This window comes from uncultured Dialister sp., from assembly GCA_900314595.1.
In the GTDB taxonomy this organism is placed as follows: domain Bacteria; phylum Bacillota; class Negativicutes; order Veillonellales; family Dialisteraceae; genus Dialister.
The window spans coordinates 23770-48957 of record OMVW01000023.1 but is presented as its reverse complement, the minus strand read 5'-3'; the positions used below and the strand labels follow the sequence as shown (position 1 = coordinate 48957).

At 49.3% G+C, this 25188-nt stretch carries 24 protein-coding genes and 1 riboswitch; of the genes, 19 read left to right on the top strand and 5 right to left on the bottom strand.

From position 1 onward, the window contains the following. Positions 1-81: 81 nt before the first annotated feature. The gene (locus QZN42_RS06880) at positions 82-807 is read right to left on the bottom strand and encodes a DUF3644 domain-containing protein (protein WP_296955766.1); all 726 of its coding nucleotides are present in this window, start codon (positions 805-807) and stop codon (positions 82-84) included. 148 nt (positions 808-955) lie between these two features. Between QZN42_RS06880 and QZN42_RS06875 the strand changes: the two genes are divergently transcribed. Beyond that, on the top strand, positions 956-1444 hold the full coding sequence (locus tag QZN42_RS06875; RefSeq protein ID WP_296955763.1) for a prolyl-tRNA synthetase associated domain-containing protein: 489 nt from the start codon (positions 956-958) through the stop codon (positions 1442-1444). 40 nt (positions 1445-1484) lie between these two features. On the opposite strand, the gene QZN42_RS06870 is transcribed toward QZN42_RS06875, so the two are convergent. Both QZN42_RS06870 and QZN42_RS06865 read right to left on the bottom strand, forming a co-directional pair. Further along, a complete protein-coding gene (locus QZN42_RS06870; RefSeq protein ID WP_296955761.1) occupies positions 1485-1796 on the bottom strand; it encodes a helix-turn-helix domain-containing protein in 312 nt (103 codons plus the stop codon). Next, entirely contained in the window at positions 1786-2100 is a 315-nt protein-coding gene (locus QZN42_RS06865) for a type II toxin-antitoxin system RelE/ParE family toxin (RefSeq protein WP_296955758.1), read from the bottom strand. The genes QZN42_RS06870 and QZN42_RS06865 overlap by 11 nt, the downstream gene beginning before the upstream one ends. A 325-nt stretch (positions 2101-2425) precedes the next feature. On the opposite strand from QZN42_RS06865, the gene QZN42_RS06860 reads away from it, so the two are divergent. From QZN42_RS06860 to QZN42_RS06840, 5 genes are all read left to right on the top strand, one after another. Then, a complete protein-coding gene (locus tag QZN42_RS06860) occupies positions 2426-3619 on the top strand; it encodes a multidrug effflux MFS transporter (protein WP_296955756.1) in 1194 nt (397 codons plus the stop codon). A gap of 230 nt (positions 3620-3849) precedes the next feature. Further along, positions 3850-4455: a MotA/TolQ/ExbB proton channel family protein gene (locus tag QZN42_RS06855; RefSeq protein ID WP_296955752.1), complete on the top strand. Its 606-nt coding sequence runs from the start codon at positions 3850-3852 to the stop codon at positions 4453-4455. Continuing rightward, positions 4455-4871 (top strand): biopolymer transporter ExbD, encoded by a 417-nt coding sequence (locus tag QZN42_RS06850; protein WP_296955750.1) that lies wholly within the window; start codon positions 4455-4457, stop codon positions 4869-4871. Before QZN42_RS06855 ends, QZN42_RS06850 begins: the two co-directional genes overlap by 1 nt. A gap of 11 nt (positions 4872-4882) precedes the next feature. Beyond that, the gene (locus QZN42_RS06845; RefSeq protein WP_296955747.1) at positions 4883-5737 is read left to right on the top strand and encodes an energy transducer TonB; all 855 of its coding nucleotides are present in this window, start codon (positions 4883-4885) and stop codon (positions 5735-5737) included. Positions 5738-5951: 214 nt separating this feature from the next. Then, entirely contained in the window at positions 5952-6665 is a 714-nt protein-coding gene (locus QZN42_RS06840; protein ID WP_363916421.1) for an ABC transporter ATP-binding protein, read from the top strand. A 544-nt stretch (positions 6666-7209) separates the two neighbouring features. On the opposite strand, the gene QZN42_RS06835 is transcribed toward QZN42_RS06840, so the two are convergent. Together QZN42_RS06835 and QZN42_RS06830 are read right to left on the bottom strand one after the other, a co-directional pair. Next, positions 7210-7776: a hypothetical protein gene (locus tag QZN42_RS06835; protein ID WP_296955744.1), complete on the bottom strand. Its 567-nt coding sequence runs from the start codon at positions 7774-7776 to the stop codon at positions 7210-7212. Beyond that, the gene (locus tag QZN42_RS06830; RefSeq protein ID WP_296955741.1) at positions 7769-8605 is read right to left on the bottom strand and encodes a MerR family DNA-binding transcriptional regulator; all 837 of its coding nucleotides are present in this window, start codon (positions 8603-8605) and stop codon (positions 7769-7771) included. The genes QZN42_RS06835 and QZN42_RS06830 overlap by 8 nt, the downstream gene beginning before the upstream one ends. A 115-nt stretch (positions 8606-8720) precedes the next feature. Here QZN42_RS06830 and QZN42_RS06825 point away from each other — a divergent pair, with 115 nt between their 5' ends. The 13 genes from QZN42_RS06825 (at position 8721) to QZN42_RS06765 (ending at position 24905) form a co-directional block, all read left to right on the top strand. Continuing rightward, complete coding sequence (locus tag QZN42_RS06825; protein ID WP_296955738.1) at positions 8721-10883, top strand: TonB-dependent siderophore receptor; 2163 nt, start codon at positions 8721-8723, stop codon at positions 10881-10883. A 12-nt stretch (positions 10884-10895) separates the two neighbouring features. Further along, entirely contained in the window at positions 10896-11921 is a 1026-nt protein-coding gene (locus QZN42_RS06820) for an ABC transporter substrate-binding protein (protein ID WP_296955734.1), read from the top strand. Between the two features lie 115 nt (positions 11922-12036). Then, the gene (locus QZN42_RS06815) at positions 12037-14940 is read left to right on the top strand and encodes an acyl-CoA dehydratase activase-related protein (protein WP_296955731.1); all 2904 of its coding nucleotides are present in this window, start codon (positions 12037-12039) and stop codon (positions 14938-14940) included. A 223-nt stretch (positions 14941-15163) separates the two neighbouring features. Further along, a complete protein-coding gene (locus QZN42_RS06810; RefSeq protein ID WP_296955729.1) occupies positions 15164-15781 on the top strand; it encodes a MotA/TolQ/ExbB proton channel family protein in 618 nt (205 codons plus the stop codon). Between the two features lie 11 nt (positions 15782-15792). Then, the gene (locus QZN42_RS06805; protein WP_296955727.1) at positions 15793-16215 is read left to right on the top strand and encodes a biopolymer transporter ExbD; all 423 of its coding nucleotides are present in this window, start codon (positions 15793-15795) and stop codon (positions 16213-16215) included. Further along, the gene (locus tag QZN42_RS06800) at positions 16202-16900 is read left to right on the top strand and encodes an energy transducer TonB (protein WP_296955724.1); all 699 of its coding nucleotides are present in this window, start codon (positions 16202-16204) and stop codon (positions 16898-16900) included. The genes QZN42_RS06805 and QZN42_RS06800 overlap by 14 nt, the downstream gene beginning before the upstream one ends. Before the next feature lie 903 nt (positions 16901-17803). Next, positions 17804-17980, top strand: a riboswitch (cobalamin riboswitch). A 166-nt stretch (positions 17981-18146) separates the two neighbouring features. Further along, entirely contained in the window at positions 18147-18551 is a 405-nt protein-coding gene (locus QZN42_RS06795; RefSeq protein WP_296955723.1) for a hypothetical protein, read from the top strand. A gap of 21 nt (positions 18552-18572) precedes the next feature. Then, positions 18573-20864 carry a TonB-dependent receptor gene (locus QZN42_RS06790; RefSeq protein ID WP_296955721.1) on the top strand — a complete coding sequence of 764 codons (2292 nt, stop codon included), beginning with the start codon at positions 18573-18575 and terminating at the stop codon, positions 20862-20864. Between the two features lie 86 nt (positions 20865-20950). After that, on the top strand, positions 20951-21622 hold the full coding sequence (locus QZN42_RS06785) for a hypothetical protein (protein WP_296955719.1): 672 nt from the start codon (positions 20951-20953) through the stop codon (positions 21620-21622). 11 nt (positions 21623-21633) lie between these two features. Beyond that, on the top strand, positions 21634-22668 hold the full coding sequence (locus QZN42_RS06780; protein ID WP_296955717.1) for an ABC transporter substrate-binding protein: 1035 nt from the start codon (positions 21634-21636) through the stop codon (positions 22666-22668). Continuing rightward, the gene (locus tag QZN42_RS06775; RefSeq protein ID WP_296955713.1) at positions 22665-23072 is read left to right on the top strand and encodes a CGGC domain-containing protein; all 408 of its coding nucleotides are present in this window, start codon (positions 22665-22667) and stop codon (positions 23070-23072) included. Before QZN42_RS06780 ends, QZN42_RS06775 begins: the two co-directional genes overlap by 4 nt. Continuing rightward, positions 23069-24127, top strand: coding sequence for an iron ABC transporter permease (locus QZN42_RS06770; RefSeq protein WP_296955711.1), 1059 nt, complete (start codon positions 23069-23071; stop codon positions 24125-24127). The genes QZN42_RS06775 and QZN42_RS06770 overlap by 4 nt, the downstream gene beginning before the upstream one ends. A gap of 1 nt (position 24128) precedes the next feature. Then, positions 24129-24905, top strand: a complete 777-nt coding sequence (locus QZN42_RS06765; protein WP_296955708.1) for an ABC transporter ATP-binding protein — start codon at positions 24129-24131, stop codon at positions 24903-24905. Positions 24906-25188 lie beyond the last annotated feature (283 nt).

The following is a 25188-nucleotide window of genomic DNA, read 5'->3' as shown; positions in this document are numbered from 1 at the left end:
ATTTTGTCGTATTTTTTTCGACTTTTTTGCACAAAAAAGCACGCACCTTTCGATGCGTACTTGAACTATTTTATGAATTTCTTAAGTTAATGACATTGATGTTAACTGTATATCTTTAACTTCTTTGAAAATAAATGCTGCTTTTGATGCATCTTTAGTGATGGAAACACTTGCGGTAGCTATATCGGCTTTTTTTGTTATATAAATATCATGCTTTATAAGAACAGCATATTTTTCATTACCTTCGTTCGGGATGGTTTCATTTATTTTGGTCCAGGTTTCTAACATTTTGTCAGCAATTGCGGTGGGATAGCGGGCCTGTATCTCATGAGGATCCAGTGGAGATAGTTTGATTGAGAGTGTTAGAAAATTTGCTGGTATACTTTCCGTAATATCCCGGCCAAAAAATTCCAACATTTTATTTGTATAGTTTAAAACGCAAGATTGAAAAAAAGGAACATAAATCTGCTCATATTCTTTTGTAATAAAATGGGTGCTCGTATTTCTAAGCTCAATAATTCTTTCCAAATTCATGCGAAGAGGATCGCTTTTGTTGGTAAAGATTTGCTCAATACAATTAGATAACGAGATTGTGCGCTTTTTGTCGTTGGAATAATATATCGAATTTTCACCTTTTTCTTGCATCAGGTATGCTTTCAACATTAATTCCCAGGCATTGCAAATGAAGAAAGAAAAACCTTCCACACGATATCGGATTGTGGGTTTGTTGTATATTTCTAATCCAACAATAAAAGCTTCTTGACTTTTATCCAATAGATCTTCGATGAGTTTGGAAGAAAGGTTCATAATAAGATATTCCTTTCGTGTGAGACACAATGTATTAATTCTGTAAGTAGAGACAGAACGTATATTTTATATTATATATGGAATTTATGTTTCTTGTCCATAAAGAGATAATCTAATATTCTATATAAAGCATAGAGGAGCTGATCGTATGAATAAAGCGGATATCTACAAATACCTCGATGACCACCACATCTGGCATGTGGTTACGGAGCACGGACCAGTCTTTACCATGGAGGAGCTCACCCATGTGGGGCTGGCTTATCCGGAAGCGGAGGGGAAGAATCTGTTTATCCGGGACAGCGGGAAGAAACAATATTTCCTCCTTACCGTGAAAGGGGATGTGCCGGTGGATTTGAAGAAATTCAGGGCAAATCAGGGGACCCGCCGCCTTTCTTTTGCCACGCCGGAGGAAATGGACCGTATGCTTGGCCTCATCCCCGGTGCCGTCTCGCCCCTGGGTCTCATGAATGACGAAGAGCGGAAAGTGGTCTTCTATCTGGACCGGAAATTCCTGGAGCCTCCTGCCATCATCGGTATCCATCCCAATGACAACAGTGCCACAGTGGCCATGAAAGTGGAAGACCTGGTGCAGATACTGAAAGACCATGGGACGGAAGTGCGATTCTTTGATGTGTGAAAATAAAAAAATGGAAATGGTGAATCACCATTTCCGTTTTTTATTCACTGGCGGTCTTTTTGCCGATGATCCCGATGGGTTGAAATTCAATATGCAGCGTCATACCCATTCCGGCAGCCAGGCGCTGGAGAGTTCTGATAGAGGGATTTGCATTTCCTTTTTCCAGCTTGCTGATATCTCCCTGGCTAATTCCTGTTTTTTCAGACAGCTCCTTTTGTGTCAGACCGGATTGATGCCTGGCGTCAATAATGGCCTGAATGATGGCCCGCTTGGGCTGTAAAGCTTCATATTCTTTCCTGAATTCAGGATCTTTTAACTGTTCCTGCAGGAAATCATCAAATTCACTGTTCATCTTCATGCTCCTTTCTCCGCAGATAAAGAGACCTGTATCTTTTAGCTCTTTCGATTTCTTCCGGCGGAGTCTTTTGTGTCTTTTTTACAAAACCGTTTGTCAGCACAATTCGTCTTCCAATGAAGAAAAAATATAAAACCCTGGTTATATTTGAACTCTGCTTTGTCCGTAATTCGAATATTCCCTCAGACAGGTATTTGGAATAGGGCTCTCGAAGTTCATATCCATTATCTTCGAGCAGTCCGATTAAGGTTACCAGTTTGGCACGCATTTTCCTGTCAAGAGATAGAAGGAAATCTTTCACCGGCTTTCTCCCTGACTCATCGGTGTAGAACTCGACTCGAAACTTATTTCTTATGTCCTCCTTTTGCTCATAATTACAATATAGGATAAATCATATATTTTCAAGTCCTATATTCGTTTGACAGGTATAAAATCAAAGAAATTGACTCCAGCCCAATTTTTATTTGACAAATGATCAAAAATCGTTTAACATAAATCAGTAAATCAAATATTACTAAGGGTAAATAAATTCACAGAGGGGCCGGGATTCTATCCATGAGCCGGGACTTTGTAAATAATAATTGAAATCGTCCGCAGGAGCCGGGCGATTTTTTCAGGAGGAACGAATGAGCAGGAAAGTGTATATATTTCTGGTTATTTTTCTGGGCATTATGACGGCCATGGCGCCTCTTTCCACGGACATGTACCTGCCGTCGCTGCCGGAGCTGGCGAAGGATTTCGGTATTTCCACCTCCATGACCCAGATGACTTTAACCATGACCATGATCGGCATGGCCCTGGGACAGGTCATGGGCGGACCGGTGAGCGACCGGTACGGGAGGAAGCTGCCCCTCCTGGCGGGCATGGTTTTCTTTGCCCTTTCCGCCTTTGCCTGCTCCGTGGTGAGGGATATCTATATTTTTCTGGGGTTCCGTTTTCTCATGGGATTTTCCGGGTCCTTCGGCATTGTCATTGCCAGGGCCGTGGCGAGAGATGTCTGCGCAGGGCCCGCCCTTATGCAGTTCCTGGCGATCCTCATGCTGGTGAATGGCCTTGCTCCCATTCTGGCTCCGGTGGCAGGAGCCCAGATTCTTCGCTTCTTTTCCTGGCATATCGTTTTCGATGTGCTTACGGCCATCGGGGTCCTGCAATTCCTGGCTACCCTGATTTTTAAGGAAACCCTTCCGAAAGAAAAACGGGTCCATTCCCTGGGCGAGGGCTTCAAAGCTTTCGGCACCCTTCTTAGAAATAAGTATTTCGACGGTCACTGCCTGCTCCAGTGCTTCACCTTCGGCGCGTTTTTCTCCTACATCGCAGGGTCTGCCTTCCTTTTCCAGAATATTTACCACCTTTCCGCCCAGACCTACAGCTTCATTTTCGGCGGAATCGGGATCGGAATTGCCATTATGGGTTCCATTCCTGCCAAACTGGCCAATGTGGTTCGTGAAGTGGTGATGCTGAAATATTCCCTCATGGTTCCCGTGGCAGGGGCTATCCTGCTGCTGGGCGGCATTCTTCTTTCCCTTCCGGCCTGGTTCCTGATTGCGGCTATTTTTATCACGGTGACTCCTCTTTCCGTCATGGGTGCCGCTTCCATGTCCCTGGCCCTTTCAAAATGCGGCAAAAATGCAGGCGGCGGCTCGGCGCTTCTCGGTTTCTGCAATATGTTCCTCGGTGGTATCCTCATGCCGGTCGTTGGAATTGCAGGGGATACCACGGCCCTTCCCATGGGCGTGATCATCCTGGCCTGCGAAGTGCTTTCCCTCCTGACTTTTTATATCTTTATCGCCCCATACCATAAAAAAGAAATGGACGAATGAAGCATTCAGTCATCACGGAACAGAGACCCGGCAGAGCGCCGGTTTTTTTATTGGGGAAATATGAATAATGAAAATGAATATTTATCATTTAACTCTTCAAAAATTAATTTCTGATTATTAAATTGATTAATATTTATTTGACTATCAAGGATAAAGGTGGTACCCTTTAAAGGAATTATTAATAATCAGCGACGAGGCTGAAAAAGATTTCATTTTTTAGGAGGCAATTGATGGATTTCCTGCATTTATTCCGCGCCGGCGGGTTCATGATGTACCCGCTCGTTCTGGCTTCTATTATCGTAGTAGCCATTTTTATCGAACGTTTCCGTTATTACCACTCATCCAGGACGAATGTGGACAAGCTGGCCAAAGAAATTCCGGACTACCTGGCCAATAATGATATCGAAGGACTGAAGGAAGCCCTGAAAAAAGATGGCGGTCTCCCGGCATCCGTCGTACTTGCAGGCGCTGAACACCTGGATATGAACGTATCCCAGACCACCCTCATCGAAGGCGCAGCCGCCAGAGCCTCCGGTCTCCTTAAGAATTACCTGAACTACCTGGACGTCATCGTCACCCTTTCCCCGCTCATGGGCCTCCTTGGTACCGTTATCGGCATGATCGGTTCCTTCAACGTCCTTTCCGTATCCGAAGGCCAGCCCTTTGCCGTTACCGGGGGCGTCGCAGAAGCCCTCGTCTGCACCGCTACCGGCCTTTTCGTAGCCATCATCGCATTAATCGCTTATACTTACCTCTCCCAGCAGGTAAGCAACTATGTTTCCCAGATGGAAAAACTGGGTTCTGTCTATTTAGCGATTGTTGAGGCGAGAAAATAATGAAACTTTCTTCTATGAACGTGGAGAAGAAACCGAAAATTATGATCATCCCTATGATCGATATCATATTTTTCCTTCTTGTCTTCTTCATGATGAGCATGCTCACCATGGTTACCCAGAAAACCATCAACCTGAACCTGCCCCAGACGGCCTCGGCCAAGCTGAACGTGGAGAAAACCCTCCCTGTCAGTGTCACCTCTGATGGGACTATCTATGTGGAACAGGAAAAAATTTCCAAAGATGATTTCCATCGCCGTATGGAAATAGAAAAGAACAGAAATCCGGATCTGGCCATCGTCCTCCGTGCCGATTCCAAGTCCGAACATGGAGACTTCGTCTTTGTTCTTGACCAGCTGAAATCTGTAGGCATCAGCAAAATCGGTATCGCTACAGAATCCAAATCCGGTCAGAAATAAGAGGAGGTTCCATGGATAAATTTAGAAATCACTGGCCCAGCGCCTTTGGATTATCTGTCATATGCCATGGCCTGGTCCTCGGAGCCATTACTGGCTTCTTCATCCTCTTTCCGCCGCAGGTTCCCAGCAAGAATATCATCGAAGTCGACCTCGTCGCTGACGTAGGCGGAGGTGGCGGAGGTGGTGGCGGGGGAGGCGGCAGCGAAGAAGCAGCAGAAGCTGCGAAGCTCCCCGAAATTCACGAAGCCAAAGCGACTCCCACGGCTCCTCCTCCCGAAATTCCCCCTGAACCGGACCCGGAAGCAGAAAACGACGTCCATCAGGTATCGCCCTCTTCTGATGCGGAAGAAACAGATACCACTTCTTCTACCTCCTCTAAATCTGCATCTGAAAGCTCCTCCGAAAGTGAAGGCGGCCGCGGCATAGGAAGCGGCACCGGATCAGGCGGCGGACATGGAAGCGGTGTAGGCACCGGTACCGGCAGCGGTTACGGCCCGGGCACAGGCTCAGGCTCCGGCGGCGGTAACGGCAGCGGTCACGGCACAGGAAACGGCAGCGGATATGGCCCCGGAGACGGCGGCGGAAGCGGTGGTGGAACCATGGGTCCCCAGATCCTCTCCGCACCGGAACCCTCCTATCCGGAATCAGCCAGAAAAGCAGGCGTCACCGGTACGACCGTGGTAGGTATGACCATCAGCTCCGACGGCTCCGTCTCCTCTGCCTGGGTAGAAAGCTCCTCCGGAAGCTCTGCCCTGGACAGTGCGGCAGTCTCTGCCGTCTACAGCTGGCGCTTCGTACCGGCCAAACAGGACGGTGTAGCGATTACCGTCAACTCCAGAGTCCCTGTGACATTTAACCTTCATTAACAGCCTTTATGATAAAAAGAACCCGAACGGGAAATCCAGCCAGCACCTGATTTTCCGGGAAGGTTCTTTTATTTCTATAAAAGAAATTCTTATATATAGATGGCAAATTTCAATTTTAATGAAATAAATTACACAAACAATTAATAAAATATGTCGTTTTTTTAGCAAAAAAGGAAGTAAACTCATACACTCGAGCAGAGGAAAATGAGAATACATACATATCAGCTTTTCTCTTGATAGAGGGATTTTTGCCGGAATTCTTAGACCCAATGGTGCGGGAAAAAGTACTTTGCTCAAATGTATCAACAAAATCTATCCACTGCAGCATGGGAAGATTCTTTTGGATGGTGAAGATATCGCAAGTCTGACCAGAAAGAAAATCGCCCAGAGAATAGCTTATGTGCCTCAGCACATTGAGACGCAGTTTCCGGTTTCTGTTTTGAATACGGTAATGATGGGAAGACTCCCTTATAGTGGTAGACGATTTACTGAAACCGATAGAAAAGCTGCCATAAATGCAATGGAGGAAACCGGGCTGTCAGGTTTCGAAACTCGCGATATTCGTTACTTATCTGGTGGGGAAAAGCAAAGAGCTTTTATTGCCAGAGCTTTATCCGGGAAGCCGGATATTATATTGATGGATGAACCGACCAGCAGTCTTGATGTCAAATATCAGCTGGAGGTTTTAAGACTGGCTAAAGCAGTTATTCAAAATAGAAATATCTCTGTCATCATGACCATACATGATCTGAATCTTGCATCAATGTTTTGTGATAAAATTCTTCTTGTTCAAAAAGGTACCCTCTGGAAAGAAGGGACACCTGAAGAAGTACTGAATCCGGAGAACATCCATCATATTTATGGAGTGAAAACGTTTTCTTTTGATAAATATGATACACATTATGTTAATTTGCTGAATGATGTATGACAGTATATTTCCTGGATTGGTCATAAATGGACTGCGTTTATGCTTTTCAGGCAGTAGGCGGTGGTGTGCCGGTAGAAACTGCCAGGATGATTTAGCTGGAGAATAAACTTTTTGTTTTACAAGCGGATGAAAAATAGGACTGCGCTTTTCTGATGAAAATAAAAAATCCTGTACGAAAAAAACAGGTCAAATTTCTAATGAAAATATAATAAAATAAAATTGCTTTATTGCACTATATAGACAGAGCAGGGAAATTCCTGAAACCTCCGCAACGGCCAATCTCAGAGAAAGCGGAGAGGAATGGACCGCTCAAAAAACATGGTACCATGTAACAAAACCTGAAAATCGAAAAGCACGCAGCTCCGAGCCCTGAAAAGGGTGAGGAAAAAAGAAACCCCAGAAGACAGCAGCCCTGCCGGCCTGCCGTCTTTTGGGGTTCTTCTTTTCGAATCATTCGCCGGATGTGAATGGTATCTGTCATAAAGGGATCAATCATGATAAGACGCGTCAGCCTGAAAAGGCCGGCGCGTTTTTTCTGTGCTGTTTATTTTTCCCCGTAGCAGCAGATGTGCTGGATGTAGTAGGCAGTGGGGAAGGTGTCCTGTTTTTCGGGGGAGAGGTTTGTGTAGAAGGCGTGGGTGATGAGGAGGGAGGGGATGCTTTCGTCCATAGAGCGGGTGAGTTTATCCAGTCTGTCTGCAAAGAGGCCGGTCCAGGTGGAGAGGCCTGTGCAGCAGGGGGAGGCGGGAAGGATGAGGTGACGGCTTTTTCCGGCGTCCAGGACGAGGGAGGTGGTCATGCAGAAGTTGAAGTTTTTCTTTCGGAAGAGTTCATTGCACTCTCCCACCATGTCCCTGATGGCAGGGATGAAGGCCAGAACTTTCGCAAAGTCTCCGGTTTCTTCTCCTTTGAAAACGAGGGTGATTCCGGCAAAGGAGCATATGAGGTCTAGGCAGTCCGGATCGGAAGCGGTTTTCTCCCGGATTTTTCCGGCCAGAAGGAAGAGGGCTTCCGGAAAGTCGGTGAAAGGGGAGAAGTCGGAGCGGGTCCGGCGGGCGGTGCAGCGGATCCGGAGGAAAAGGACGTTTTGCATCCGGTCGGGTTCAGTCATGGTCTTTATTTCCTTTCAATGCGTAAATCATGGTGCAGTATTCTTCAGGGTTGGAGGTGATCAGGTTATTGATGACGTCCATAGCCAGGATATTTCCATGAATGGTTATGTGTTTTTCATGGAGGGTTTCCAGGTATTTTCTGACTGACCGGCCCAGGCCTTTTCCGCCGGTGTAGAAGAGCATGCAGGCCCAGTAGCCGGGCTCGATGAAGGTGATCTGGGATTTTGCATAGTTTTCGGGATGGTCTATTTTCAGGAAATAGCAGATGGAGTTGAAATTTCCGGCCCGGTATTCTTCCGGGGTGTACAGGGCGCCCAGAAGGTAGTGGGGCCAGCGTTCGGTCCTGTATTCATTGAAGAAAAGGTCGTTCACGATGTCTTCGGAGTTGGAGATTTCTTCTGCCGGGGCGATCGTCTGCAGCGGGGACTGGATGATGAACCATTCCGGAAGGTACATGGTGAAGAGTTCTCCTTCTTTGTATTTCTCTGTGAGGCTGTAATAGTATCGGAGATTTCCGATGGCATTTTCAATGGCGCCCCAGTCTCTTTTTGACTGGGTCAGGCGTGCGATGATATTCTCATACGATTTTAAAACGACTTCACTGTCATTGATTTTTACGTATGTTTCGATATCTTTCAGCGGAATGCCCGCTTTGGAGCCAAAGAGGATCCGCGTGAGGTAGATGGACTGCTCGGGAAGGTAGTACCGGTATCCGTTGCTGCCCGTTTTCGCGGGATGAAAGAGCCCTATGCGGTCATAGTGTTTCAGCGTGTCCACGGAAGTGTGGGTGAGTTCGCTGAATTCTTTAATGGTCATAAAATTTTTCATTTATTTTAATCTCCCTATTGACCTGTGAGTTACTAACACCTTTATAATAACATAAAACCAAACCTTTTGATTCATTAAAGGTGAGAGAGGTATTTTTAAAAGTATGGGGGATAAAATGAAAAAATCCAGATTACTTACAGCAGCTGTTTTATCCTGCGTGGCAGGAGTTTTTGGCATGGCTACTCCGGTTATGGCAGAGCATGTGACTACTTTAAATGAAGTCATTGTCACAGCTGACAGAGACCAGATCAAACCAGTGGCTTCCGGCATGGTGGGCACGGTGGAAACGGCCGGCACCCTGGGCACGAAGGATGTGCTGGATATGCCTGTGCAGCAGGTGACTTTCAGCAGAAAGGCATTGGATACGTTCTCCCAGCCGAACAGAAGCGTCATGGATACCCTGTCCCTGAGCCCGTCTGTCACTGTATCTCACGGGTCCTATGATTCCAATATCAATATCCGCGGTTTTTCTGCCGGCGGCGGCAGCTGGATCCTGAACGGTATCCCGAGCATGAGCCATCAGATGACCATGCCTGATAATTTTATTGAAAATGTTTCCGTCCTTTCCGGCCCGAATATCGGTGTCAACGGAGTAGGTGTCTTCATGTCCGGCTCCGTAGGCGGCACAGTCAGCGCTACCACGAAGAAGGCCTATGACAAGCCGAATACGGACGTCAAGCTGAGTTGGGCTTCTGATTCCTATTTCACCCAGGCAGTGGACGTGGGCCGCCGCTTCGGTGATGATAATGAATGGGGCATCCGCGTAAACGCACAGAACAGCAATGGTGATCTGGCCGTTGACGGAGTACACGACAAAAAGAGAGATATTTACATCAATATCGACCATCGGGCCAAGAGAAGCAAGACGAACCTCTTCATGGGCTACGACTATGATAATGTGGACGGTCGTTCCAATACCATTAACCTTGCCGGTTCCCTGAAGCACCTGCCGAGACTCCCGCGGGCAAAGAATAACCTTTCCCCGAAATGGTCCAACGATAAGTATGAAAACTACACTTTCATCCTGAATCACGAACAGTACCTTTCTGATGACCTCACCTGGTTCATGAACGCAGGCTACAGAAAAGAAGACTATGACAGCTGGCTGCAGCAGTGGTCCGGCCGTGTCCTTCAGGATTATGAAGGAAATTATAAAGGCACTTACACCCAGATGCCTGTCTTCCACCGCTACTATTACGTCAATACCGGATTCAAGGGCAACTTCTGGATCGGTGACTGGAAGAATGAATGGATTGCTTCCGTAGACAAGACCTGGTTCTCCAGACGCCGCGACAACAATGTGTCTGCTGCCAACAAGTACTCTGTAACAGGAAATATTTACAAGAATATTTCTTCCCCGAAACCGCCGATTACCTATGATCCGATTACGAAGCAGTATACCACCCAGATGGTCGGCTGGACTTTGATGGATACCATTTCCAGCCCGGACGATAAACTCCATCTGACCCTGGGCTACCATGGACATAAGGTAGATACCCAGCACCATGATGACAAGTCCGCATCCGGCAGACATGATTCCTCCGATGCTACCGCTCCAATCCTCGCCCTGGCTTACAAATTCACCCCGAATTTCTCCTTCTTTGCTGACCATATGGAAAACTTCGTAGAAGGCAGCACCGTCAGCTCCGGCTATACGAACGTCGGCGAAATGCTTGCTCCGAGCAAGACGAAACAGAATGAATTCGGTTTCAAGTACAAGACCGGAGATTTCCTCAGCACTCTGAGCTTCTATGAAATCAAGAAAGCAAGCGGCATGGGTGTTCCGAACGGAGACGGTACGGAAAGATACGTACTGGACGGTGAAGAAAAGCATAAGGGCATTGAATACTCCATTGCCGGGGATATCAATGATAAACTGAGCGTCATCTGGGGTATCGGCTACATGGATGCCAAGACTACCAAGACTTATAAAGGCAGAAACAATGACCGCCGTGTGAACTGCCTGCCGAAATGGAAGACCGACCTGGCCCTCGTTTACAAACCGGCAGACAACTGGAATATCACCGGCCGCCTGAGCTACACCGGTTCCACCCTCATCAGAAATACAAGCAGCTATGCATCCTCTATCCGTATGCCTTCCGTTACTCTCTTTGACCTGGGCGTATCCTATGATACGAAGATTGCAGGCTACGATACCACTTTCTCCGCATACTGCTACAACCTCTTTGATAAACACTACTGGTACGGCTCCGGCACCAATGCTATCGGCCTTGGCGCTCCGAGAACCTATGCAGTCACCATGGCTATGCACTTCTGATAGGAGAATTCATTGAAGAAACAATTACTGGCAGCAGGGCTTTGTGCCCTGCTCCTCTTTGCAGCTGGCGGCTGCGGGGGAAATCCCTCCGGCAGCAGCAGTAAAGCTGCCGTTTCGGCTAATCAGCAGACCGGTTACCCGGTGACAATTAAAAATTTCGACAGCCAGGGAAATCCGGTGGAAACGACTTATGAAAAACCGCCGAAGCGCATCGTCGCTTTATGGCAGAATTCCATAGAGACCCTTCTCCAGCTGGGCGCCGAAGATCAGATTATCGCGGCAGCAGGCATCGATGATCCCATCCATCTCACGGAAGAAGACCGGGCGAAATATGAAAAGCTTCCTCTTCATGAGAGGCATGTCTTCAGCCAGGAGCAGACGCTGTCCATGCATCCTGATTTCATCCTTGCCTGGCGCTTCGATTTCTCGGGCCGCGCCAATTCAATAGGCACCTACAGTTTCTGGAAGGAACGGCACGTGCCGGTCTATATGACCATGATGGACGGAGCGGATTTCCTGGAAAAACACAGGGTGGAAGATGAGCTGCAGTATATTTCCGACGTAGGCTCTATTGTGGGAAAAAAGGAGAAAGCCGCTGAAATCACAGGGCGTATCCTTGCCAAGCTTCAAAAAGGAGAGAACCTTAAAAAGCAGCCTCACCAGAAAGTACTGATCGTTTCATCCCTTCAGAAAGGAATCCATATTTATACGCCCAGGACCCTTCCCGGGGATATCGTCACACGCCTTGGAGGCGACGTAATCGGAAAAAATCTGGAAAACGTGGGCCATGATGAAATCATCAGCATGGAAAGCGTGATTACGGAGAATCCGGACGTTATATTCGTCCAGTCCACTCCGGAACAGGATGAAATGAGAATAGCTGACGTTTACAATACGCCGGCCCTTGCAGGAATCTCTGCCGTGCAGAATAAAAGGGTCTATGCCATTCCTTTCTATACCATCCGCTGCCCGGCGGTGCGTGTGGAAGATGCCATTGACCTGTTTACCCGCGGTCTGTATCCGGAAGACAAGGCTTGAAAAATATGCGCATTCCTTTTGGGGTGCGCATTTCTTTTTTGCCTTTGAATTAAAAAGAAATGATGGAAATGATATAATAAATTAAAGAAATTTATTTTTATCTGAGGGCGAATCTATGGAGAGTTTATTTCTTGGCCTCGATGTGGGGGCTTCTGCGGTGAAGGCGGTGGGGCTCGATGGGGCGGGGGTTCCTGTGTATGAAAGGTATTTCCGTCACCGGCAGGAGCCTCTTCATTTCGTGAGGGATATCCTGCGCGAGGTGGGGGCGTCTTTTCCGGAAGCCCGTCTTTCGATTGCTCTTTCCGGGGAGCAGGGGAAGGAACTGGCGGAGGAGCTGGATTTCCCTTATCTTTCCATGCAGGAGGCGCTCCTTCTTTTCGTGCGCTCTTTCATGCCGGACGTTTCGGCGGTACTGGAGCTGGGCGGGGAGAGCGGAAGGCTCACTTTTTTCCATCCGTCCATCGTGCAGCGGGAGAACCGCGGCTGCGCGGGAGGGACCGGCGCTTTTCTGGACAATCTGGCCTGCCTTTTCGGGACGGATACGGAAGGACTGGAGCAGCTGGCGGAGAGGGGGAAGCGGGTGTATCCCATCGCTTCCCGCTGCGGGGTCTATGCGAAGACGGATATCCAGGGACTTCTGAATGAAGGCGCATCGAAGGAGGATCTCGCCCTTTCCGTCTTTCACGGGCTGGCGTACCAGGCGGTATCGGATCTCCTCCAGGGAAGGGCGGTCACGGGGAAAGCGGCTCTTCTGGGCGGACCTTTTGCCTTCCTGCCGCTCCTTCGGGATGCATTCTATGACCTTCTGGGAGTGAAAGAGGAAGACCGGGTCATTTATCCTTCGCCTGCCCTTTATGGAGCCCTGGGGGCAGCGGTTTTTGCCAGAGACAGGAAGAGACCGCACTTTCCGGAGCAGTGGCTTCCGGCGGCCATCCGGAGGATGAGGGCGAGAAAAGAAATCGATGAGACTCTGCCTCCTCTTTTTGGAAATACGAAGGAATACGAAGATTTCCGCCTCCGCCATGAGAGGGCAAGGGTGCCTTCCGCCCGGCCCATGGCCGGTGAACCTCTCTGGCTTGGCATCGATGCCGGTTCTACCACCATGAAAGCGGTACTCGTCAATAAAGACCGGTGCATTGTCGCTTCTTCCTACGGCCGGCACGGGGGAGAAGTGGTGGAAAAAGCTGCCTCCATGATGAGGGAACTTCTCGCAGCCCTTCCCTCCGGATGCACTATTGCAGGAGCCGGGGTGACCGGCTACGGGGAAGAACTGGTGAAGACCGCCCTTTCCCTTGATTTCGGAAAAGTAGAGACCATGGCCCATCTGAAGGCGGCCCGCTATTTCTGCCCGGACCTCACGTCCCTTTTAGATATCGGCGGACAGGATATGAAGTACATGCACCTTTCCGGCGGACGGGTGGACAAAGTGCTCATGAACAGCGCCTGCTCCTCGGGCTGCGGGGCTTTCCTGGAAACGTTTGCGGGCAACAGGGGACTCACGGCCGAAGAATTCGGCAAAGAAGCCCTCTCTTCCGGTCCCTTTCCTCATTACGGGGCCCATTGCACGGTGCTCATGAATACACGCATCCACCGGGGAAGGAACCGTGCCTCTGATGGGAAAGCCCTGGCGGCCGGGCTATGCTATGCAGTAGTGGAAAATGCCCTCACCCGGGTGCTCCAGCTGGAATCGCCGAAGGAACTGGGAAATAAAGTAGTCGTGGAAGGCGGTACTTTCTATAACGATGCAGTGCTCCGTTCTTTCGAAAAAATCACGGGCCTTCAGGTCATCCGCCCCGATGCGGCAGGCCTCATGGGGGCCTATGGAGTGGCACTTTACGGAAGGGAAATGTTTGAGGAAAATCATATTTCTTCCATGATTTCCGCAGAAGAAATGGGAAAGCTCACCTTTACCCACGTGAACCGTACCTGTCAGGGCTGCGGCAATCACTGCGTGATTTCCATTTATGACTTCGGCGGCCGCTGCTTTGGCACAGGGAACCGCTGCGAGACGGGCGCAGCCCTCATTCCGGGAAGGAAGAAGGAGAAACTTCCGGACCTTATGCAGTGGGTGAAGGACCACGTCTTCAGAAAATGTCCGGCAGAGGGCGAAAAGAAAGGAACCGTGGGGATTCCGGCGGCCCTCACCATGTGGAGCGACTTTCCCTTCTGGGCAGCTTTCTGGGCGAGCCTGGGCTACGAGGTGCGGCTCTCCCGGTATTCGGAAAAAGCGGTGGAAAAGACAGTTTCCACCATTCCCCGCCGGGTGCACTGCCATCCCTGCCTCCTCGCCCATGCCCACGTACAGGAGCTCCTCGATGCAAAGCCGGACTTCATCTGGTTTCCTGCCATGAGGCGGGGCATCCGTGGAAACGGCACCGATGAGAAACGACACGCCCACTATCCGAGGATTCTCAAAGTCTATATGAGAAGAAATATAGAGGAAGCAGGCGTACCCTGCCTTGCGCCGTCCCTGCCGGACCTCTTCCATCCCCGCCTTTTGGATGCGCTGGCAGGTTTCCTGCCTTTTGACAGGAAATCCCTGGAGAAAGCCGTAGAAAAGGGAAGGGAAAATCTCCTTTCCTATCGGAAGGCTTATGCGGAAGAGACGGAAAAAGCGCTCTCTTTCTGCAGGAAATCCGGGAAACCGGCCATCCTTCTTCTCGCCCGTTCCTTTCAGGCGGACCCGCTGATCCACAAAGGCCTTCCCGGGATGGTGACCACCCTGGGCGCACCGGTGCTCACGGCAGAAGGACTGTCCCTTCTGAATGGGGAAGAGGAAATAAGAAATGGAGGCTCCTTCATCCGCGGATCGCTGCCCTTTATTTCCGGAGAGAAATTTCTCCTCCCCGTGCCCCTCCGCTCCTCGAGCTGCGGTATGGACCGGGAGGCCATGGAAGAAGCGCAGCAGCTTTTCAGAGAAATCCGCCGCCCCTGGATCGCTCTCACCGTGGACCAGGGGACAAATACGGGAGCCCTTAAAATCCGGATCCGCACGGTACTGGAAGAAGCGGGGAAATGAACGTTATTTCCCAAAATGCCTCAAGGGAATATATTTCGTAAAAATTAAGAAAAATTAGAGATAATTGATTAGATGATTATTTAACTGTATAATAAAAAATACGAGGATAATCACAATAATTAAGCGGATTTATTTAATTATTTCTTATCCGGCGGGCATTCAGCCTGCAGGCCGAAAGGACATCAGGGAAAAATCGTTAGAGGGCATGGCCCGGAGGTGCAGTATGGGTATCTTTGCAGCAGCAGTTGATTATTTCCAGAGAGGCGGCGTGTGCATGTGGCCGCTCCTTCTCTGTTCCATCGTCGTATGTGTGGTGGCCGTGGAAAGAAGTCTTTACTATAAAAAGACCTTCTCTCCCTCCGCCTTTGCGCCGGCTTTCGTCAAACTGATCAATGAAGGAAAAGTGGACGAAGCCTATGAACTGGCAAAGAAGACCCGGGGAAAGACATCGGACCTGGCCGTCCAGATCATCGAAGCCAGAGAACAGCTGGGCAGGAAACTTTCCTCCACCGCCTATGCCATGGTAGACCATACCACAGCTGAATGGAAACAGTACATCTCCGCGCTGAACCTGGCCATCGGCCTCTCCCCGATGCTGGGACTTCTGGGGACCATCACCGGTATGATGGCTTCCTTTAATGCACTGAATGAAAGACTGGCCAATCCTATGGCCATTACAGCCGGTATCGGCGAAGCGCTGATCACCACCGTTTTTGGACTGTGCATTGCCATCTTTGGCATGTGCGTCCATGCCTACCTCACGGGCTGCGTCAAAGGAGCCTCCCGCGGGATGGAAGAAGTGGCAGGCGCAATGGCCGATGAATTTACACAGGAGAAATAAGGAGAATCATTATGCGAAGAAGACGCCAGATCGAGGATGAAAAACCGGGCCTCATGCTCTCGCCGATGATTGATATGATTTTTCTCCTCCTCGTATTTTTCATGGTCAGCACCATGTATATGACCGAAATCCATACCATCCCGATTCGTATGCCTAAAGCGGTCAATTCGGAAAAAGTCAGCAAGAGCAACTTTTCTGTTACCGTGAAACAAGACGGGTCCATTTACCTGGAAGACAAGGAAATCCCTATGGATGAACTGGTCGCTCGGGCAGCTGCGGAAAGCAGGAGGGACTCCACATTCTCCGTCATCATCCGCGGCGAAGATGAAGCGGACTACAAAAAAGTCATCCAGTTGCTGGATAAACTGAAAGGAGCCGGGGTCACCCGGTTCGGCCTGGCAACAGAAACAGGTGGTCGCAATGCAGGAACGTAAAAAGAGACTCCTTGCTTCCGCAGGGGCTACCGTCCTCATCCACATCGCGGCAGCTGCTGCTTTAGGCGTCTGGGGCATTCACTTCTACAACCATCCGCCCACGGAAGTACTGGAAGTGGATATCGTCCAGAATGAACCGCCGCCTGCCCCGCTCATTAAAAAAGGATCCGAAGAACCCATCCCTGAGCCGGAACCGGAAGAAGAAAAAGTGGAAGAAAAACCGGTAGAACGGTTTACGAAAGAAGATATACCGGACCCCGAGAGAGAAGCGCCGCCCGCCCCGCCCAGAAGACACTCCCCCGCACCCGCAGAAGGAGCCGGAGACCCCAATGGCTCTGAAGAAGGAGACCCTGAAGGGGACCCGAACGGCAGCCCGGAAGGACAGCCCGGAGGCGAAGGCCAGGGAGGCGGAGAAACCATAGGACCCCAGATCCTCTCTGCACCGAAACCATCCTATCCGTCGTCCGCCAGAAAAGCAGGCGTTACCGGGACAGTCGTCGTAGGCCTTACCATCAGCGCCGACGGAAGCGTCACCTCCGCCTGGGTAGAAAGCTCCTCCGGAAACGGAGACCTGGACCAGGCAGCCGTAAACGGCGTCTACCGCTGGAAATTCCTCCCAGCCAAACAGAATGGATTTGCCATCACCGTCAACTCCCGGGTACCCGTACGATTTGACCTGCACTGAAAAAACTCCATCGGAAATATTCCGGTGGAGATTTTTGATTAGAGTCAATTGTCAGATAAGGTGGTTTGAGTCAGCTTCGGTATTCGGGGTTAGCCCTGCATCGGCACGCCCCATTTTTGTCAAATTCGAGATTTCGGGGTGGTCGGGGTGGTCGGGGTTGTCGGGGAGGTGGCGCCGCTGATGCGGCGCGAGTATATGGGGATTTTGCACAGACGAGTTTGAAACAACGTTCATGTCGAAACTCCCCATCCTCCCCGGGTCCGGGGAGGTTCCAGAGCGAAGCGGAGGGAAAGGGGTTGTGCTCATGGTTGTCGGAAATGAAGAAAAAGGTAAACACATAACGTAAAAATACGTAACGCATGAAAGGGAAGAGTCACCCTGGCGAGCACGATATGCAGCCTCCATTACCCGCTTCGCGGCACCAACTGCCCCTGGTCAGGGGAAGTCCCCGAAGGGGCAAAGGGTCGTACTTTGGGACATGTCAAAGTTGTGCTAAATGGAAAGTAAAATTTCCCCGCTGGGGGAAACGGGGCGCAGGTGAATAGTAGATTTTCGGAGTCCTTTGTCAGATAAAGTGGTTTGATTCATTTTCTGTATCCCGGTTTTAGCCATGCATCGGCATGAACGGCTTTTGCTATTTGGGAAAGTCCGGGACAGTCGGGATCATTGGGAATCGAATCAGATAAAACTGGTAAATCGTCTTCCAATCTTGCGCATTTCCCTGTGCAGATTAGCTGCTTAACCGACGGATAATTGGAATTAATAAAATTAATTCTTAAGAATAAGTATATAAAAATTTGAAATTAAAGCACAACATATGGATAATAATGATGGTTACATTAACATATACATGAAATTTATTATAAAATTATTTGACATCAACAAGGTAAGCATTTATATTTAATATATACATATCCTACAGGTGCCCGTGAGGGCCCAACAGAGAATTCCGGTGCAAGTCCGGAGCGATCCCGTCACTGTATGGTGGAGCTTTTTCATGAATCCATTGGCCTTAGGCTGAGAAGGGTGAAGAAGCGATGAATCCGAGCCAGGAGAACTGCCTGCAGAGAAAATGGTTCTCCTGCGGCAGACAGGGCACGACGATCATAAGGGGATTTTCGCAAGCTCTTTTTCCGCGAGGAGAAAGAGCGATTTTTATTTTCCTCCGGGGCGAAACACGGACAGCCGCCGGAGGAAGGTGAAAATAAATTCTGTTTCCATGTGAGTGAGAGGAAGGAGGTGGAGTATGAAAAAGTGGATTCTGGCCATTGTGCTGGGGATTCTCTGCCTGGTCGTTCCGACTATGGCATCAGCTGCGGAAATTTCTTCTGATGACATGATTATGGAATTCAGCGCAAATAAGGTTTGGATTGATAAGGGTAATCTTTGCGTGAAAGGGACATTCTACAACAAGCGGAATGATTTAACTATCACAAAACTGAATGATATGGTTTTGTATATCACGTTGAAACAGAAAGATGGTACAGAAAGCGTAGTTACGAAAAAACCTGTCAAGAAGCCGATGCTGAAAATCAGGGCAGGCGGTTCTAAATCTACCACATTAAATCTTGGGCCATTTGAGGGGACCTGGGACAGCTGGGTAGTTAACAGTGATTGCGTCTTTACTTACATTAATGGTGCTTCATGGTAGTCAATCAATAAGGGGAAATAAATGAACTACAGCAAAAAATTATGGCTCAGCGCAGCCATCGGAATGACTCTGCTCAGCGGAGTAACTAATGTTAATGCCGCTTTCGATGAAAATTTGAACGTCTATACATTGGATACGGTAGTAGTAGAAGCGGAAAAGACAAAGAACCAATTCGGTGATACTATCACAGAACAGTCCTATTATCGTACCGGTGGTGATGCCAAGGTCATTACGAGAGAAGAAATTGACAAGCGTCATTATACCGATGTATCTGAAGCTATTAAACGTATTCCTGGTGTCACCTTTACCAATGCAGGTTATCGTGGCGGTGAATACGGCTACAATTCTTATAATAACAGTATGGCTATCAATGGTGATACCCGTGTTATTGTCCTGGTAGATGGACGCCGTGTAGATAATAGCGCATCCACTCGTTTTGGCAGCAGTAATGCTTCCGGCGGTCGAACCATGGTAGATTTGAACCAGGTCGTTTCCATGGCAAATGTAGATAAAATTGAAGTAATCAAAGGGCCGGGCGCTTCTGCTTATGGGGCAGATGCAACTGGCGGTGTTATCAACATCATTACCCGTAAAGGTACTATTCATGATCAGGGGACCATTGATGTATCTACCGGCTCCTGGCATAAACACGTATACAACCTGACCTATTCCGGCGCAGCAGGCCCGAAGCGGGACTGGAAGTATTTCTTCTCTGCCAGCAGAAATATGGCTCATGACAGCAAGTACCATGATGGACTGACCGGCTCCGATCATACCTATAATGGCACCAGCTATAAAGAAGACGGCGTATCTCTCCGTGTGGACCATGATATCAATGATAAACAGAACTTAAAAATCTGGTACAACCATCAGGACGGTAAGGATGGGTATCCGATTACAGCAAGAGATTGGCGTTATTGGTCTGCAGCAGACTGGAATCGTATTATTGAAAGAACTACCCGTCCCGGCGGCTATGGTAATACCGACAACCCTGGCTACAGAAACCTGTTCTCTCTGGATGCACTTTCCGGTTCTTACAACGCATACCGTAACAATGATGTAGATATTTCTTATACCTTTGATAAAGATAATGGTATGGAAAGCTTCGTTCGTGTCTATGATCAGAAACATCATTACTGGGGCGTAGACCGTTATCCGGACTGGGTACTGGAAGACGGCTCCTATGTACCGTTCCCTGATGGACCGGAATGGCCTGAATTCATTAAAAATTATAAGTTCGATCGGGGATTAAGCCCAACGACCATTTATGATGAACATAATCGCGGCTTCCAGATCCAGTATGGTAAATCTGTAGGTATCAATGATATCCTGGCATCCGTAACCTATGATAAATCTAAACTGACTACTAGAAGATTGAACCGTAGAACTGGTGTGATGGAAAATACAAGCACCGAAAGAAAGAGTATCAACGGATTTATTCAGGATAAGATTCATATTACAGATAAGTGGGATTTCACTCCGGCTCTCCGTTATTCTCATTATAAAGATTTTACTGGTGGTACTTACACTGGTGTGGGCGGCTATACAAAAGTTACACCGACTATCAATACCGAATACGCCTTCAGTGATTCCCTGAGCGCCTATATTGGCTGGGCAGCGATTTACCGTCCTATCAAGGCTAAAGACTATACCGTTTCCACTCCGAATGGTGATAAACTGGATGATGAAAAAGGTAATGTATGGACTATCGGTGCTCATAAGGACTTCGGCGAAAATACCACTTTGGCCGTTCACTATGACTGGACCAAGATGTCCAATGCAGTAACTTATTATCCGGTTTGGGATACTAAGAAGAATGACTTCACCAGCAGAGCAGTCAATGCAAAGGAAACCAAGAAGTCTTTCAACGTTACACTGGACCATAAGTTCAATGAAAAATGGACCCTGGGCCTGGCATATTCTCACCTGAAGGATAAATACAGTGCAAAAGATGGTATGGAATTCGATCCGGATCTCAGCCTCTCCAAGACCAGCAACGTTAATACCATGATTAACGCACTTCGTCCGGCTAACCACTATACTGCAAACCTCTCCTATGAATGCAATAAATGGTACTCCGGACTCCTCTTCAACTGGTATACCGGTTGCAGCACCGAAGCTTTCACCGATCACCAGTTCCTCGTGCTGGATTGGAACCTTAACTACGAAGTCAACAAGAATCTGACTACTTATGTCACTGTTTCCAACCTGACCAATGAAGGCTATGAAAATGCATACTCTGCTTACAACGGCAAGGGTGCAGCTCCACAGCCGGGCAGAGCATGGATGATTGGTGCCAAGTATAAGTTCTAATCTTTACGAAAGATAGTCTTTTATAACTACAGGAAAAGTGCGTTTTCAGGAGCGCACTTTTTCCTGCGTTATATACGAGGTAAAAAATGAACAGGAAAGCAGCCATTCTCATCATGACCGCTCTCATCAGCGGAGCCTGTGTGACCGATTCTGTCTGGGCCGAGGGACATGCCACTCATGCCCAGCCGGTCAAGGTGGAAAAGAAAGCCGATCAGCAGAAGCCCCGCCGTCCTATGCGGAAACCTTTGACGAATCAGGAAAAGGAGAAAATCCTCTGGGAGAAATATGATATCCCTTCCTATCAGGCCGATGTGCTCATTCATTCGGGAGCCAATTTCAGGGATATCGATCGGGCAGGCCTGTATGCCTATGTGGCAGAAAAGCCGATTGAGGAAATCCTTGCCCTGAAGAAGGATGAATCCTGGACGAGGGTAGAGTATCTTCTCCAAATTTCCCCGGAAACTTATCATGACCGCCGGCTCATGCACCGGGCGCATCTTCTCAATAAATGGTGGGGCATCGATGAAGCGAGGGCCCTGGCAGCCATGCAGAAGGGCTATGCCATGCACCATGTGAAGGCAGCCTTCGTACTTTCTAAGCACGGTGACCTCTCTATGGAGGATATCCTGGCAAAGAGGAAGTATTCCGAAAGCTGGCCGGAATTTGCGAAGAAATATTTTGGCGTAGACAAGGAAACTTATGATCAGTGGATCGGAGAATATCCGAATCCCATTTATTTCCCCGGTAGATATTTCTAAAGGAAAAAACTATGGTCCCAGCTAAGAAGAAATGGGCGCTCTGCCTCCTTCCGCTGGTGGTATCGGCTCTTTTCTGCGGGTGTTCGCCTGTTGTGAAGGAAAATGGGCCTGTCCCCGGAGAAAGCGGCAGCTATGAGGCGGTCCATTATCCGGTGGATATCACCAATATAAACTCCAAAGGAGAAGAAGAGGTACAGACTTTCAAGGAACCTCCGAAGCGGGTGGTGGCCGTATGGCAGAATTCCATCGAGACCCTGCTGGCTCTCGGTGTGGGAGACCGCATTGTGGCAGGCATGGGGATTCCCAGTGAGAAATATATCCTGCCCGAGTACCGGGCGGATTATGAGAAGATCCCCTATACGAGCCTGGAAAATCTGGATATGGAAACCATCATGATGATGAAACCGGACTTCATTGTAGGCTGGTACTCCACATTCCAGGCCAAAGTCCTCCGGAGCACCGGTTTCTGGCATGAAAGAGGCGTACACACCTATATCGCTCCCGCTTCTTCCTCGGCAGTCCGCGAAAAATCGCTGGAGCAAGAATACGAAGATATCCTCAATATGGGGAAAATCTTTGACCGTCAGGAAAAAGCAGAAGAAATCGTGGGCCGGATGAAAGGCGAAATCGACCGGGTAACCGGGAAAGCGGCAGCCATGGGTCTTCACCGGAAGGGGCTCATTGTGGAGCTGAACGGAAGAAACCTCATGGTTTACGGAGAAAAGACACTGGCCGGCCATATCCTGAAAGCAGTGAACGGGGAACTTCTGGCAGCAGACCTTCACAATATCAGTAAAGAACAGCTGATCGAAATGAACCCGGATGCTATCTTTGTGGTAGTCATCGAGTCCAATTACGACCGGGCAGACGATATACTGAATATCCTTTATAATGACAAAGGACTCCAGAGCCTTTCTTCCGTGCAGAACCGCCGGATTTATTCGCTTCCCCTCTACTCCGTCTACAGCTCCGGTATCCGGACCTATGATGGAATCAGGAGCATTGCCAAAGGCCTTTATCCGGAACTTTACGAGGAGGAAAAATGAAGAAAATCGTAATCCTTACCTGCCCGAAGTCGGAAGATGTATGCACCGGGGGAGGCTGTTTCCACGCATTCAACCACCGCACGCAGCGATTTGCCGCCTATGGTGAGGAAGAACTGGAAATGGAAGCTTTCATGAAATGCTCCGGCTGCGGCCACTTCCCGGGGAAGGACAAAGGACTGGATGAAAAGATCGATTATATCCTTCGCATCCATCCGGATGCAGTGCACGTGGGCATCTGCTGCTGCCACGACGGAAGAGACCGGACCCTCTGCCCCGAAGTGGAAGCCATCTGCCATACATTCAAAGAGCGGGATATTTCCATCGTCTTCGGTACCCATTCCATCTTCGAAGGACCGGAAAGTTTGAGAGAAATAGAAAGTAAGACTGACAGGGAGGGCGTATGAAACGTTTGATTAAAGATCTGGGCTTCGCTGCGCTCTGCCTGCTGCTTCTGGCAGTTCTGGGCCTTGCGCTTATGTGGGGGCTTTCGATCGGTACGGTGAAGATTTCTACGGGGGAAATCTGGAACGCTCTGATGCAGCAGTTTTCTTCGGGTCTTTCCATCGAGGCGCCGGGGCAGGGGCCGGTGCATGATATCGTGTGGATTCTCCGTCTGCCGCGGCTGGTGCTGGCGCTTATCGTGGGCGCGGGTCTCGGGGTATGCGGGGTAGTCATGCAGGCGATTGTCAAGAACCCTCTGGCGGATCCTTACATTCTGGGCGTTTCGTCCGGCGCATCCCTTGGCGCCACTACGGCCATCCTTCTCGGTGTGGGGGCGTTCCTGGGAGAAAATTTCGTGGGCATCTGTGCATTTATCGGCGCTTTTGCCATTTCCCTGGGGGTGCTCTTTATTTCCAACCTGGGCGGACGGTCCAATTCCATGAAGCTTCTTCTGGCAGGCATGGCCCTTTCTGCGGTATGCGGCGCTTTTTCGAGTTTCGTGGTCTATTTTGCAAACAATAAGGAAGGGATGCAGACCATCGCTTACTGGATGATGGGGAGCCTGGCGGGGGCCAAGTGGTCCACCATGGCAGTCATTGCGCCGATTGTCTTTATTTCCATCCTTTTCTTCTGGACCCAGAGCCGGGTGCTGAATCTCATGCTTCTGGGCGATGAATCGGCCATCACCATGGGTACGGACCTTCATGTGTACCGCCAGTGGTACCTCCTCATTTCTTCCCTCATCGTGGGATTCGTCGTGTATTCGGCCGGTATGATCGGCTTTGTGGGACTCATCATTCCCCACGTGGTGCGTATGGTCATCGGGCCGGATCACAAGCGGCTCATCCCCGTATCTGCCCTGGTGGGGGCCATTTTCCTCGTTATTTCCGACGGGCTCTGCCGGGTGATCATTCCCCATACGGAGCTTCCTATAGGCATCCTGATTTCCATGATCGGTGCGCCCTGCTTTATCTACCTGATGGTGAAGCGTACTTATGGCTTTGGCGGAGGTGAGTAAGATGGAAATACTGACCGAAGCAGTGAAGCTTTTCATCGGAAAGAAGGAAATACTGAAAGGCATCGACCTTACCCTCCATCCGAAAGAATTCCTGGGCATCATCGGGCCAAACGGCAGCGGAAAGAGCTCTTTCCTGAAATGCGTGTACCGCGTGCAGAAACCGACGGACGGGAAAATTTATTTCGACGGAAAGAAACTGGACGAACTTTCCTATCGGGAATCAGCACTGAAACTGGCAGTCGTGGCCCAGCACAATGCGTACTCCTTCGATTTTACCGTGCTCGACGTAGTCCTCATGGGCCGCTCTCCCCACAAGAAACTGCTCCAGCGGGATACGGAGGAAGATTATCGGCTGGCCAGGAGGGCCCTCGAAGTGGTGGGCCTCAAAGGATTTGAAGAAAGAAATTTCTCCACCCTTTCCGGCGGTGAACAGCAGCGGGTGATCCTCGCAAGGGCCCTCACTCAGCAGTCCGAATGTCTCGTCCTCGATGAACCGACGAACCATCTGGATATCAAGTACCAGCTGGAAATCATGGATATCGTGAAATCCCTGGACCTGACTGTGATGAGCGCTATTCATGATCTCAATATCGCAGCCATGTACTGCGACCGGCTGATTGCCATCAGGAGCGGTCAGGTCGTAGGCATGGGTACGCCCAGAGAACTCCTCACGCCGGACTTCATCCATAATCTGTATGATGTGGAATGCGACGTGCAGTACTTTGACAACGGAAGAATCAATATCGTCTACATACCGAAACACTGGGCGAAAGCATAAATCAGCGGAAAACGGGATACCGTAAGGTATCCCGTTTTTGCGTGAAAGCAGCAGAAGGATTAAATTTTCATTATATTTCATTTTTTCAAAAAATAAATTCCGCTTTTTGTACTATATGGATAGAAGAAATCAAACCGCCGCGAAAGTCTGCCGGGCGCCCTTTCTGAAGCGGCAGGCGGGCGGGGCGTTTCTTCGAAAATACGGTACCGTAAAAAGAAATGAACGTTGCAGGGAAAAGAGCCCGGAAAGAGGCGGAGGAGACTCCGCCTTCTTTTCGTGGGAT